The sequence below is a fragment of the Aurantibacillus circumpalustris genome, from assembly GCF_029625215.1.
Lineage (GTDB): Bacteria > Bacteroidota > Bacteroidia > B-17B0 > Aurantibacillaceae > Aurantibacillus > Aurantibacillus circumpalustris.
In genome coordinates this window covers 3,239,800-3,253,206 of sequence record NZ_CP121197.1, presented here as the reverse complement: position 1 = coordinate 3,253,206, position 13,407 = coordinate 3,239,800, and the positions used below count along the sequence as shown (strand labels likewise).

The window sequence follows — 13,407 nt, the reverse complement described above, 5'->3', positions numbered from 1 at the left end:
AAATATAAAAGTAATATAAAAGATAAGTATCTATCTTAGCGAAATTAATTAACTTTTGTTCTGTTAATAGAATATTTAACGTGAAACCGATTATCCGAATATATACCGATGGAAGTTGTCACACGCAATTACTTCTGGGAGCTTGGGCAGCAATTATTTTTATTGGTGAAGAAAAGATTATTTTGCAAGGTGATGTGGAAGAAACAACGCACAACCGCATGGAATTACTAGCTGTTATTAAAGCAGTAAATTATGTAGATGAAAGAAATTTTAATTCAAGTAAAATAGAAGTGTATTCTGATAGTCAATATGTTGTTAACTTATTAAGTCGCAAAGAAAAGCTTAAACAGAAAAAATTTATAACGAATAAGGGAACCGAAGTACAAAATAGTGATCTCGTTAAGTTGTTAATTGAGCTTATTGAAAGTCACGATATAGACTTCACAAAAGTAAAAGCGCATCAAAAAGATGGAGATGAAATAAATAGGGAAGTTGATATTATTGTAAGAAAATTAGTAAGAAAAAACGTTTTAAATCATGGATAAGCCAACTTCGAAAGATCCTTTGCATGGAAAAACACTTCAAATGATACTTGAACATCTTGTAAATTATTATGGTTGGGATCACCTCGGTACAAAAATAAATGTTCGTTGTTTTAATGAGAATCCAAGTATAAAGTCAAGTTTAACATTTTTGAGAAAAACACCTTGGGCAAGAAAAAAGGTAGAAGACATGTATGTTTCTCTGATAGGGAAATAAACTCTTCTATTAAATCTATTCTTTACTCATTCAATTAAACCATTTACGAATTAATGATTTATTGTAAAAATAAAAATCCTATTTTTATTCCATGAAAAAAACATTACTTCTATTTTGTTTACCCTTATTGTTAAATTCTCAATCTTCATTAAAGAAAATAAGAGTTCTTTTTTTGGGAAATAGTTATACCTACGTTAATAATCTACCGCAGCTGGCCCATGATTTAGCTCTGTCGCTTGGAGACACGCTTGTTTTCGATAGTTATTGCCCGGGTGGTTATACCTTCAACAATCATGCGTCTGATGCAGCAACACTTTCAAAAATAAGTCTTGGTAATTGGGATTATGTGGTATTGCAAGCTCAGAGTCAGGAGCCTTCTTTTTCACCAGGACAAGTTAGCGGCCAAACACTTCCTTACGCTATTAAATTAGATAGTATTATTAAACACTACAATCCTTGCGCTTACACTGTTTTTTATGAAACATGGGGACGTAAAAATGGCGACGCTGCCAATTGTCCGTTTTATCCACCAATTTGTACTTACCTTGGAATGCAAAATCGTTTAAGAGATTCTTACAGGTTATTTGCTGATACCGTTCATGGATTGATGGCTCCAGTTGGCGAGGCTTGGCGGTTGGCACGAGCAACAAATACACTTATTGATTTTTATCAGAGTGATGAGAGTCATCCTTTGATAGAAGGCTCGTATTTGGCAGCGGCTGTTTTTTACGAGACTCTTTTTCAAAAATCTGTTTTAAGTAGCACTTATAATCCCGGCATAGGTTCTTCCACTGTCACTTTACTAAATCAGGTGGCGCACCAATTGGTTACCGATAGCACTGTTATTACGAATATCCCTAAATATAAGCCTGTAGCTTCGTTTACAGCTAACGCGCAATCAACAACTGTTTTTCAGTTTACATCTGGAGCTCCAAATTTTTCACATTTCTGGAATTTTGGAGATGGATCAGTGTCAACAGCAGTTAATCCTTCACACACCTACACCCTAAGCGGTAATTATATGGTCAACCTGATTATTAAAAATGCTGCCAATTGCTTGATTGATTCTACCGCGTCAACTATTCAGGTTGCTACAACGGTAGGTCTTTTAAAGCATAAAGGACAGGAAATCCGACTTTATCCGAATCCCTGTTCAACACAATTAATCATACAAGCAGGAAATATTTTTGATGAGAATGTTTCGAAAATAACCGTCACAAATTATTTAGGTCAAGTTATTGAACAGTCTGATTTTAAAGGGTATTTGAACGTGTCTTCATTTGAAAATGGTATTTACTATATTAAAATTTCTAATAATAACGCGCAAGCCAATTCTTGTTTTATAAAAAACGAATAGTATTTTTATACTTTACTTAGTATTCTATTCGAAATAAAGTCATGTTGAGGAAATCCATTTTTTCTATTTTTTTACTTTCTGTTTTTTTTACCAACTGTTTATCTCAGGAGGTTTTAGATGGTACACTTCTAAAAGCTGACAAGTTATTTATTAACCGTAATTACGAAGCTGCTGTGGAAGTTTATCTAAAGTACCTCGAAAAATATCCTAGAGAGTATTATGCTGAACGTCAGGCAGCGCTTTGTTACAATAAACTAAATAAACCCGATGATGCAATTGATCATTGGCCTATTGTTGTTGAAAGCAGTGACGCCACTGAAAAGGATTATTTAGAATATGGCAAGTCTCTGTTGGCGAATAACCGAATTCCACAAGCAAAGAAAATTTTTATGGTTTTGAGTAGAAGCAAAGACAAATCTTTGGCTGCCTGGGGTAAAATGTATTTAAACCCCGCAGCGCTTTACATTGACTCAGCTGCGACAAGAGTAATTGAGGTAAACGGATTAAATACTGAACTTCCTGAATCAAATCCTTTAATTTTGAAAGATAAATTTTATTATGTTTCAGATCTTATCAGATCACCTCGAACTTTTTACACACTCAACAATGAAGAAACACAGCATATTGGAGGTGCGCTTAAAAAAGATTCCTTGAGTTTATTTCCAAGTATTCTGAATGAAAGGTTACACTTATTACCCATAAAAGGTTCTTTTTGTTTTTCACCTGATGCTGCCACACTGTATTTTGCGCGTGCTGTCTCCAATAAAGAATTAAAAATTAAAAGCACAAGTGATTTTTTTCGATTTCAATTGTATACGTTAACCATGAGTACAATAGATAATCTTGAACCAGAAATAAAAGCATTTAGATACAACTCTCCTGATTACGATTTTATGCAGCCTTGTTTAAGTAAGGATGGTAAGCGTTTATTTTTCGCAAGTAATATGAAGGGTTCTTTGGGTGGAGTAGATATTTTTGTGAGCGATTGGACAAGCAACGGCTGGTCTGCTCCAAAAAATGTTGGTCCACAGGTTAATAGCGCTGGTAACGAAGTTTTTCCTTACATAGCGGAGGATAGTACTTTGTATTTTTCGAGTGACCACATACCCGGTTTAGGAGGACTAGATATTTTCTTTTCTAAAGCATCTAAGGCAAAAGATAAACTTTTTGAGGAAGCAGAAAACGCTGGAGCCCCAATGAATAGTCGTTTCGATGATTTTGGGGTGTTTATTTTAAAAGGCAATAAAAAAGGTTATTTGAGCAGCAATAGAAAAAATAATACGGATGATGACATCTATTATTTTTACGAAACGAAGTAACGGTGAATTATTTAAAATAGAAGAGTTTACTAACTATATTAAACTAAGTACTAGTAATGTAAGCATTAAGATTATAGCCCAAATCCCGAGTACTACTAAACCCATTATAAATCCCGTTACAGACATGCCTTTGCCCTTAAAAACTTCAGGATTTTCTTTTATTTTACTCAGGGATGTTTTACCGCTTATTACGGCGGCAACTGCTGAAATGACCGAAATTATAATTGCTGCCACGAGTAGTCCAATTCCAGTTGCAAATAAGGCAGCATAAATAAGCGCAATAATACTTGCAATTCCTAAAGAAAGGGCTGAAATTGATGAAGGATGCATTTGTCTGTAACTACTCGTACTCTTATGAGGTGTTGGATTTTCAGAAGTTCGCATAATACGAGGTTCTTCCTGAACACGCATCACTTCCCGTGTTCCGTTAGAATACTTAATCATAAAAAGTTCCGATTTTTTACTAATGTAAGTGGGGCCATCAGGACTATCACAGCGTTTGTATTTAATTTCGTTTTGGTTTTTTTCAATTATTTTACCTCTTATTTCAGCACCATCTTTAAATACCAATACGTCGCAGGAGTCTTCTGGGGCAGTAAAAGAAAGCTTAATCGGTTTTTTAAAATCCGAAGCAGTTAATTTGTTTTCTAAGGATGCAAAAGCTTCTGTATTTTCAACCTGTTCAACTATTTGTTTATCACTTTTAGCCTTTTCTTCCTTTAAAGTTTTTTTATTAACCACAAGTTTAGTTTCCTTTTTTGCCTGCCTATTATGCCATTCAACATAATAACCATTTTGGTATTTACGTTTTTGAACAGTACATGAGAATACAAGTATTAAGGGCAGAATAAAAAGTAGTTTTTTCATAAAAATGGACTTCCTTATGGGATTTAATAAAATTTTAAATATACTTATTCTGGCGAAATTTTATAAATTAGATGATTGAAGATAAAAGCCTAAAAATTATTACAAAAAAGGGGTCGCTATACTATGAGCGACCCCTTTTATTTTTTGAGTATACTTACTAAACAGGTTAAGTTTAATCTGTTATGATAAGTTTTTTACGAACAGTCTTATTATTTTCACCTTTAATTTCAATAATGTATATTGAAGGAGGCAAGTGTTTTAGATTTATTATATTTCCTAATTCACCAGTGAGCTTCTGTGTAAATGTTACTTTTCCAGTTATGTCTGTAACTTTTACATCAAGAATCTCAGCATTAATATTACTTTTTACTTCAATCTCACCGTTTGATGGATTTGGGAACACACTAGTCATCCAGTTTGAATTAGAAGAACTGGCTACGTTTATTCCTGTTGGATAGGCACCACGTTGGTTAGGGAGAGTAGGGTAATTAACCAAGTAAAAACAATCGGCGTTCGACCCTTTCTTTGCCTGACCAATTGATACATTAGGCGAAAGGTTTGAGAAAGGAATGCCGCCCCCATTCGTTACCGGCCATGCACTTGAAAATGTATTGCACCAAAGGAAAGAACCTGGGAAGGCGGTGCTAGAATTATCTACAAATGTCTGCCAGTTTCCAGAACCCACCCAATTAAAAGGTGGCGGGTTACCTAGATCATTCCATTCATCGTTACAAGCTTGGGTCGGGTTACCCTGTGTGCCAACTTGCCCATTGTTAATGAGCGATAAGCCAATGTGCATTCTTTGATTCATGTCATTGCCTGTCCATTCGGTGAAAGGTTGAGGCCCGTCAAATTCGAAACCAATGTAACCATCGGTGGTAGTGTTGCAGGTAATTTTTGGCGAAATATTACTAGATAAGCTAGTGTTATTTTCTGAAAGTACCAACCGCACTCTTTGATTCCAATTGTTTCCAACAGGACCATCGCCAGTAATATCATTTAAGTTAATAAACATGTTATCAGTACTTCTATTGGCGTATATTCCATATTGTTCCGTAGTTGGTAATAAAAAGTAGTCGTCAACTAAACGAATGTTGTTACCACCAATTTCTATAGGATATGAATCCATAGAGTTGGCTTGAATACCTCTGTATACTCGATCTAATTTATTACTTAAAATCTCACAATTGCCAGTTATGTTCCAATTAGCAGCGCTCATCCCCCATAAAGTTATGCCATAGTTAGAATATAACGATCCAGGTGCGACTGGGTTAAGGCTGTTTACTTCAGGGCCAATGTAGTTTTGATTAATGCTTAGTTTGCCTGCATAAGTACCATTATTTATTCCTCCTACATCATAAGAACCGTTGTCAGCACCAAACCATATATTATAAGCAATATTATTAAACTCGTTAAAACTAATATTATTATTGTCAAACCTGTTTGTAAATACACTTACACCTACCGAACCAGGTCCGAACATAGGGTTAACTACATGGTTACTTCGAAATAAACCATATTGCAAATCGATACTATAGAGATTAGTTGCATATACACCCGTCCAATTGTCCCAAAAGCGATTGCCGTAATCGGTTGCAGGTGTGTTTGGCGTTAGGTTTAAACCGCAGTTCATTAAACTATTCGTAATGTGACGAATGCCCCATCCGCCAAATGAACCATTCAAAGTAGAGTATTGACTCATGTTTTGAAAAACATTGTTCACCGTACTTAGACTGGCATCTTCAACATAAAAACCAGCGCCTAGACCATCGAAAAGGTTAAAGCGACCAACCCCCCCGCCAAACGTATAACCAATGTCAATTCCTGCGCTTGGCATAGAACCTTGAAGATTACCTATATTTTCAATATCAATACCAATATGTCCCGTTTGTGAACCGTGTGTTGGAGTAATATGGCAAGAACCTTTGATATTGATTGGAGTAAAGTTCTGGAGGTCGTATGGCGCCGCCAGTCCTGTTGTAGGAAGTGCTGCGGCACGCAAATTACCAAAAGTATTATTAGCACTTGGCCAACTTAAAACAGAAGGGTAAGTTCCAAAAAGCATGTCTCTACTGGTAAATACACATTCGTCAATTGCAAGGGCAAGTGTATTAAGAAGAACATCGGAATTAGCGATTCTTATACCAATATAGTTTTTGTTAAATACGACCTTATTAATGTCTATTGGTGGATTTGGGTTAGAATTTGTTGGCGAAATATTATTTAGATCTATACCGATCTGAGCATCTTCAATTAGGCTTGTGACTGGGCGGGTGGATGTAATTACACGGCCTCCGTCTCTGATTTCAATACCTTCCCACATTTTAACTCCGCACGCAAATAAATGTGCCTCATCAAGTTCAAGGATCAAGCCTGGTGGTACAGTTAATTTTGTGCCAGGCATGAAAAGAAACTCTGAACTGGATAGTGTAGTATTAGCTCCTAAAGTTACGTTGGAATTAATAAAATAAGATCCTGGTGCCAAAGGGCCGTTAAGCATTGCTGAATTTAAAAGAGTAAGTCCAGTTGTCGGTTGTGTACAGCAGTTTGTAACCACTGTTACCGCAAGTGTATTAGATGCAGGGCAACCGTTAGGTGAAGTAGCGTAAACAGTATAAACAGTAGACGCATTGGGACTAACATTCACATTTTGACCATTTAGTGTGCCAGGCAACCATGTGTAATTAACCGGTCCACTATTAAACGTAGTAGACACGGTTAAGGGGGTGCTCGAGGTAGCATTGTTGCAATAAGTTGAATTTTGAACGCTAAGAGGAATAGCAGTCCCTGGCGTAATGGTTACTGTTGCAAAGCTCTGACAACCTGTGATTGTATTGGTTCCAAAGGCGTAGTAAACTGTGGTGGATGTAGGATTCACAATCACTGGGTTAGCCGTTCCTCCACTTGGCCACCAATTATATGAATGGGCACCAGAAGCCGTTAATGTGTTAGGGTATCCTGCACATATTAAGGTAGATGAAGCAATAATATTAATTGTAGGAAGCTGCTGAGGAGCTACTAAATTATAAACTGCTGATGATGTACAACCGTTAGCCGCAGTGCCAATAACTGTATATGTTGTAGCACCTGTTGGGTTTACTGAGTATGGATTTCCAGTCCAATTACTAGGTAACCATAGATAGGTAGAAGCACCTGACGCCGTTATAGAAACAGGTGTACCCAAACAGCGTGAAACAGGTGAAGCTGTGACAGTAATTACTGGATTTGTTAATGGAGCTGGCACATAGATCGTACCAGTGCCTATGCAACCATACTGATTGGTTCCAAAAACGCTATAAGTACCACCAACAGTAGGGTTTACATTTATTGGGTTACCAGAAACAACAGTTGGCCCTGGAAGCCACCATAAATAGGTGTTCGCTCCGGAAGCAGTTAGTGTTACCGGAATTCCCGCACATCGTGTGAGCGGTGTGCCTGAAACTGTTATAACTGGTATTGGGGGGACTGGATTGATCGTAAAGGATGATGTAACAGGAAAACTAGCACAACCGCAGTTAGCGGTTACAGTTACCTGATAAACACCAGGAGCCAAGTTGTTTACTGATGCGGTGTTTCCTGATCCTGATGACCACTGATAGGTATATGTAGGGCCGTTATTTGATGTAAGTAAGTAAACTGAGCTAGTATTTGTGCATGTTGGTTGGGTTACCTGCGGCGTGACATTAAATGCACAACTCACTGAATTCTGGGTAACCGTAACGGCATCTAAAAAGTTCCCCATTTGAGTATTAAGACTGGCCCAAGAAATTGGTGTGAATTTAATAGTGTGGGATCCAGTACTGCCAACAGTGTATGCAGCCGAATAGGCTCCCCAAGCAGTATTACCGTCAGTGAAGTTACCTAAATTGGTTAGAGAACCACCAGTAGGACCAATCTCTACCTTCATAACATCAACTCCTGATCTCCCCCTATGCGCAAAACCTATCGTAAGTATCGATCCAGCTGTTGCGTTAAAATTTTGCCATATTGGGTCGGCGTCCCAGCCTTGCAACTCTAAAAATTGACCACCGCCGAAGGCAAATGGCGGACCTGCTACACTAAACCAATATTCCATTAGATTACCACCACCAACAAGTTGAGGCGGAGAGAAAGGGTCTGGCCTTAAACTTTGCCAGCAAGTAGCAGACTGCGATCCAGTACCAACAAAATATGACGATACGGGTGCGGGAGAAGCATTATTGTAGAATGGACTTTCAAAACTTCCATTGCAAAGTAAATTGCAAGGTTGGGCATTAAATCTTCCAGCAGCTAGTAATAGTAAAAAGACCGCTAATGGAACCATTTTTTTTGTTTTCATGAGTATATTTTTTTTGTTTATGCCTACTCTTTTCTAGCTTTTCGGCGTTCGCTTAGTTCGGATGAAATTGATAATTATTGCTCCTATTTATAGTATTCAGAGCGCTAAAAATTAATATTATTTAGTTTTGATTGAATGTTCGATGTTTTTTCATAATTGAGTGGTTTATGGGTTAAAGAAAAATTACGAAGGCAAATAACCACACTAGTTATCTTTAAACTCAGCCGTTTATGGGGTATTTTAACCAGACTGATTAAAAAGTGTTAATATCTGTCGAAAATTTACTTAGAATTTTAAGCTTCAGTATGATTTATAAAACTTGGAAAGTATTGGTAACAAACTTTAGAAAAGAATTTTAACATGGATTTCAGATGCCTTGTATTGATATTAGAATAATACTGTAGCTTGAATTAAATCGACTAAAGTTCCCTTAGTTTTTTTAGAATTTCATTTTTGCGTCGGCGAGATACTTCAAATGTTTGATTATTATTTAACTCAATAACACATATTTCACCTTTTGAATAGCTTTTAAGGTGTTTGGTATTAATCAAAACACTTTTATTAATTCGTATGAAGTTGTGTGTTTCTTCGAGAGTTTTTTCAAACTCATGAAGCCTTTTGCTTGAATAATAATGCGCACCATCATTAAGTTTAAGTACAATCGCCTCACCATCAGATTCTATTGAGCAAATGTCCGTTGTCTCGATGAAAATAACGTTTCCATTATGATGAACTGAAAATTTAGTAATTAGATCTTCTTTGTCGGCAAGACAATGTACAAAGTGTATAATAAGATTTGATCCAGTTTTAAAGTTAATGCGTTCAACAGCATGTGATACCGCTTCGATAAGCCGGTCTGCCAATACAGGTTTTAATATATAATCTACTGCACAAAATTCAAAAGCTTGAATAGCATATTTATCGAAGGCTGTAACAAATATTACCTCAAAATTAATTTCTTTAAACCGCCGTAACATAGCAAATCCACTATGGCCAGGCATGTGAATGTCTAAAAATACCAGTTGGGGCTTCAATTTCACAATTTGCTTGTAACCTTCGTCAGCGTTAGTAGCGACACCTAAGATGTTAAGATCGGAGCAATATTTATTTATAAGTACACAAATAGCCGTTAGACTTTTCTTTTCATCTTCTATAACAAGAGTCGTTATCATTCGTTCAATGAGCAGTTTTTTAGTCTTACTATCACTTTTGTTCCTGAAGGTAAATTATTAACGTCATGCAAATCGAAAATTTCGACCTTATTGTCATTACTTTTACCAAGTTGATTCAGATTATCAATACTATTCAGAACTATTTTTATGCCCCTTGACCTCCTTGTATTATGACCAAGGGATTTGTCACGACCAACTCCGTTATCTTCAATTTCAAAGAAAATAAAGTTTGTTTTTGTATATATAGATATGCGTAATCTTGGCTGTCTATCTTTTAGAGGTAATAAACCATGATTGATGGCGTTTTCGATAAAGGGTTGTGCAATAAATGATGGGATAAGAATTTCGGAAGTATCAATATCCCTTTCGCAGTTAAAGTCCAAAAAGAAATCGTTTTCAAAACGAATTTGTTCTATGTCAAGATAGAGTTTAAGGTTGTTTATTTCCTCATCAAGACTTATGCACAGATTCTCAGCACTATCCAAAATGTTCCGCAGAAACAAGCTGAATCGAGCCAAGTATTCGGCAGCCTGACTTACTTCACCCGACAAAATAAGTCCTTGGATCGCCGAAAGACTATTAGATATAAAATGAGGTTTGATCTGCGAACGTAAAAGTTTTTGGGTAAATTCAGCTCTTTGTTGGAGCAGTTTTAGTCTGTTTTTCTGAATAATGAGCCATGTAATTAGAATTGTTACAATTAAAATGGTAATCACTCCGAAAACAAGATGATTTCTTTTGACTAAATACTGTGATTGAGACTGATTCTGAATTGTCACTACTTCATTCTGGCTTTCTATTTTTTTAGGATTGTACCTTTGTTCTTTTTCAAATACTTGGGTACCTATGCTTTGCTTTGAAATACCATATTGGTATACAAAATACATTTGAATGGCATATCTTAAATTTTTGTATAAATTACATTTTAAATTGAAAGTAATTTTCGGCACCAGTGCAATGAAATTAACGAGCAAGCCTAACTTAAAGTTATCTCCAGCCAAATTAAATTTTTGTTGTGACGCATATCCTGCTCCAACAAGTTTAATTAAGTGAGGTTCGTAATTAAAGAAATTAAGAAATGACTGAGAAGTAGTAGTTTTGTGAGCTATCAAACATTGCAAGCTTATTTTTACAGTTTTTGATATTAAATTTTCATTCTGCCTTTTTAAAGTATCTACCTTCCTATACTCGTTTGTGGAAAAAGCAAGAATCCATAAAAAAAGAAGACAAATCAATTTAAAAAAGCTGTCTTTAAGGGAATAAAGCGTGTTTTTTCTTTTGGGTTTCATTGCTTTCAAATGGTTAAATTTAATTAAATATAAATGATTATTAATCAATGCTAATCAATTTATGTTTAACTTTTGTTGGATTTTTGGAAATTCGTTTTCTATACTTTTTTCGTAATAACTCCTAAAGACTGTTAAATAATTAAATAAGCATTTTTCCTATTATTTTTTTCAATTAACCGCTTTCGAATCTTGCAAACATATATCAAGTGTTCTTTGAGTACAAAAACATGCTTTTGACATTCATTTTAGGTAAGATGGTTCTATAAATTAAACTGCTATAAGATTTATGTAAGTTAAAAACCTAACCATTAAAATAAAATTGTTGACACTACTTTGGTGATTAAATGTTCTTAAAGAGTAAACAATAATGTGTGACAACAAAAGTGAAATAATTTTTTTATCGCATAAAATTCTTTAGAACTTTTATCAGAAGTTCGAAAACTATTAGAGGTCATAAGTAAAGTAATCGGTTTTAAAATTATTCGTTAAGGCTCATAAAATGTTAAAAGAATAAAACTAATAAAACTAATAAAGCGATATCTTATGAGACGCAAAAAAAATGATCGATATAGACGTGTAAGTTTTTTGTTCAAATTTATGAGAGGAATTTTTCAATAATAACCATTAAATATTCGCTTGTAACAATTTGTAAATCTAAAAAAACTTGTAAAAAATGTTGTAAATAAATAAGTTCGTGCTCTTAATATTCGATACTTTTGATTTTATGAAACGTTTCTTAAACTTCTTTGTGCAGGGATTAATTTTGTTTATTCCTCTTATAATAACCGGAATCATCTTAGTAAAATTATTTGATGTTTTTTCTGGATTATTCTCATTTGTTGGATTTAGTAATTACCCAATTTTAAATGCGGCTCTTGGTCTTATTGGCACACTTGGATTTGTTTTGGTGTTGGGTATTTTAGCTTCTTCTTATATTTTTAAAAGTGCATTTAGTTTTTTTGAAGACAAACTTGAACACGCGCCTTTTATCAGACATATATATTCACCTGTTAAGGATTTCACAAACGCCTTTGTAGGGAACAAACGAAAATTCAATAAACCTGTACTTGTACTCACGAATCCAACAGCTGATATTCACGAAATAGGATTTATTACGCAGGAGGATCTTAGGGATTATAATATTCATGATAAGGTAGCCGTGTATTTACCTTTTTCATATTCTTTATCTGGTAAGTTAATTATTGTATCTCCAAAAAACATTAAACCTTTAGATGCAGACGCTTCTAATGCTATGAAGTTTGTGGTAAGTGGCGGCGTTACCGATGTCGATTGATTTTTTCCGCTTGTGTAAAATACTTTTCAGCAAAAATTAATTTTATAAATTTGAATTTTATTTTTAAAGATGGCAGAAATACTAAGGATTAACAATGTTTCAAAACGCTACAGTAATCATGTTGCACTAAACGATGTCTCTTTAAGTGTCTCTGAAAAGGCAGTGTTTGGGCTATTAGGTCCAAATGGCGCAGGTAAAACTTCTCTTATTCGTATCATCAATCAAATTACTGGTCCTGACACAGGAGAAATACTTTTTAAAGGTGAAAAATTGCAGGCACGACATGTAGAACAGATTGGTTACCTGCCCGAAGAACGCGGTCTTTATAAAAAAATGACCGTTGGCGATCAAGTACTTTACCTTGCACGTTTAAAAGGATTAAGTAAGTGGGATGCTAAAAAACGTCTTAATTATTGGTTTGCAAAATTTGAAATGCAAAGTTGGTGGAAAAAGAAAGTGGAAGAGTTGAGCAAAGGCATGCAGCAAAAAGTGCAATTTATCGTTACCGTTATTCACGAGCCTGAGTTGTTAATTCTCGACGAACCTTTTAGTGGCTTTGATCCCATAAACGCCCAATTAATTAAAAACGAAATCCTTGAACTACAGAGAAAAGGTGCAACAGTTATTTTCTCAACGCATAACATGGGAAGTGTTGAAGAGTTATGTAACAACATCGCCTTAATTAATAAAGCTGAAAAAATACTAGACGGTTCGGTAAAAGAAATACGTAAATTATATAGAAGTAACACCTTTAAAGTTTCATTTAAAGGTAGCGCTTTGGGTTTCACAAATGCTTTATGGACGGGTGGGGAAGTGCTGCAAAAAGAGACCGAAGACGATATTCACACCTTTGTTATTAAACTGGCACCTGGTTTTTCGTCCAGTAATTTGTTGCAAACGCTTGTATCATCATGCGAAATTATTTCCTATAATGAATTAATTCCAAGCATGAACGACATCTTTATTACCAAAGTGAATGAGGGAAATCAAATTCTAGGAACCCAAAGTAATTTTACCGAATAAAAAATTCAA

At 35.2% G+C, this 13,407-nt stretch carries 10 protein-coding genes; 6 read left to right on the top strand and 4 right to left on the bottom strand.

Features of this window, described 5'->3' with window-relative positions; translation table 11 throughout:
- Positions 1 to 80: 80 nt before the first annotated feature.
- The 4 genes from P2086_RS13625 to P2086_RS13610 all read left to right on the top strand — a co-directional run bounded on the left by P2086_RS13625 (position 81) and on the right by P2086_RS13610 (position 3,435).
- Positions 81 to 545 carry a ribonuclease H family protein gene (locus P2086_RS13625; protein WP_317897295.1) on the top strand — a complete coding sequence of 155 codons (465 nt, stop codon included), beginning with the start codon at positions 81 to 83 and terminating at the stop codon, positions 543 to 545.
- A complete protein-coding gene (locus P2086_RS13620) occupies positions 538 to 759 on the top strand; it encodes a VF530 family protein (protein ID WP_317897294.1) in 222 nt (73 codons plus the stop codon). The genes P2086_RS13625 and P2086_RS13620 overlap by 8 nt, the downstream gene beginning before the upstream one ends.
- Before the next feature lie 91 nt (positions 760 to 850).
- Positions 851 to 2,116: a PKD domain-containing protein gene (locus tag P2086_RS13615; protein ID WP_317897293.1), complete on the top strand. Its 1,266-nt coding sequence runs from the start codon at positions 851 to 853 to the stop codon at positions 2,114 to 2,116.
- Positions 2,117 to 2,157: 41 nt separating this feature from the next.
- Positions 2,158 to 3,435 carry a hypothetical protein gene (locus P2086_RS13610; protein WP_317897292.1) on the top strand — a complete coding sequence of 426 codons (1,278 nt, stop codon included), beginning with the start codon at positions 2,158 to 2,160 and terminating at the stop codon, positions 3,433 to 3,435.
- A gap of 33 nt (positions 3,436 to 3,468) precedes the next feature.
- On the opposite strand, the gene P2086_RS13605 is transcribed toward P2086_RS13610, so the two are convergent.
- The 4 genes from P2086_RS13605 to P2086_RS13590 all read right to left on the bottom strand — a co-directional run bounded on the left by P2086_RS13605 (position 3,469) and on the right by P2086_RS13590 (position 11,081).
- Positions 3,469 to 4,302, bottom strand: coding sequence for a DUF4190 domain-containing protein (locus P2086_RS13605; RefSeq protein ID WP_317897291.1), 834 nt, complete (start codon positions 4,300 to 4,302; stop codon positions 3,469 to 3,471).
- A gap of 172 nt (positions 4,303 to 4,474) precedes the next feature.
- The gene (locus tag P2086_RS13600) at positions 4,475 to 8,620 is read right to left on the bottom strand and encodes a T9SS type A sorting domain-containing protein (RefSeq protein WP_317897290.1); all 4,146 of its coding nucleotides are present in this window, start codon (positions 8,618 to 8,620) and stop codon (positions 4,475 to 4,477) included.
- A gap of 419 nt (positions 8,621 to 9,039) precedes the next feature.
- Positions 9,040 to 9,792, bottom strand: coding sequence for a LytR/AlgR family response regulator transcription factor (locus tag P2086_RS13595; RefSeq protein ID WP_317897289.1), 753 nt, complete (start codon positions 9,790 to 9,792; stop codon positions 9,040 to 9,042).
- Entirely contained in the window at positions 9,789 to 11,081 is a 1,293-nt protein-coding gene (locus tag P2086_RS13590) for a sensor histidine kinase (RefSeq protein ID WP_317897288.1), read from the bottom strand. Before P2086_RS13590 ends, P2086_RS13595 begins: the two co-directional genes overlap by 4 nt.
- A gap of 724 nt (positions 11,082 to 11,805) precedes the next feature.
- Here P2086_RS13590 and P2086_RS13585 point away from each other — a divergent pair.
- Together P2086_RS13585 and P2086_RS13580 are read left to right on the top strand one after the other, a co-directional pair.
- Entirely contained in the window at positions 11,806 to 12,375 is a 570-nt protein-coding gene (locus P2086_RS13585; RefSeq protein WP_317897287.1) for a DUF502 domain-containing protein, read from the top strand.
- Positions 12,376 to 12,444: 69 nt separating this feature from the next.
- Positions 12,445 to 13,398: an ABC transporter ATP-binding protein gene (locus tag P2086_RS13580; RefSeq protein WP_317897286.1), complete on the top strand. Its 954-nt coding sequence runs from the start codon at positions 12,445 to 12,447 to the stop codon at positions 13,396 to 13,398.
- Positions 13,399 to 13,407 lie beyond the last annotated feature (9 nt).

Bases quoted from the DNA above. Each gene is read 5' to 3' on its own strand.
- P2086_RS13600 (WP_317897290.1), bottom strand. From the start codon at position 8,620: ATGAAAACAAAAAAAATGGTTCCATTAGCGGTCTTTTTACTATTACTA.
- P2086_RS13620 (WP_317897294.1), top strand. From the start codon at position 538: ATGGATAAGCCAACTTCGAAAGATCCTTTGCATGGAAAAACACTTCAA.
- P2086_RS13590 (WP_317897288.1), bottom strand. From the start codon at position 11,081: ATGAAACCCAAAAGAAAAAACACGCTTTATTCCCTTAAAGACAGCTTT.
- P2086_RS13585 (WP_317897287.1), top strand. From the start codon at position 11,806: ATGAAACGTTTCTTAAACTTCTTTGTGCAGGGATTAATTTTGTTTATT.
- P2086_RS13580 (WP_317897286.1), top strand. From the start codon at position 12,445: ATGGCAGAAATACTAAGGATTAACAATGTTTCAAAACGCTACAGTAAT.
- P2086_RS13595 (WP_317897289.1), bottom strand. From the start codon at position 9,792: ATGATAACGACTCTTGTTATAGAAGATGAAAAGAAAAGTCTAACGGCT.
- P2086_RS13610 (WP_317897292.1), top strand. From the start codon at position 2,158: ATGTTGAGGAAATCCATTTTTTCTATTTTTTTACTTTCTGTTTTTTTT.
- P2086_RS13605 (WP_317897291.1), bottom strand. From the start codon at position 4,302: ATGAAAAAACTACTTTTTATTCTGCCCTTAATACTTGTATTCTCATGT.
- P2086_RS13615 (WP_317897293.1), top strand. From the start codon at position 851: ATGAAAAAAACATTACTTCTATTTTGTTTACCCTTATTGTTAAATTCT.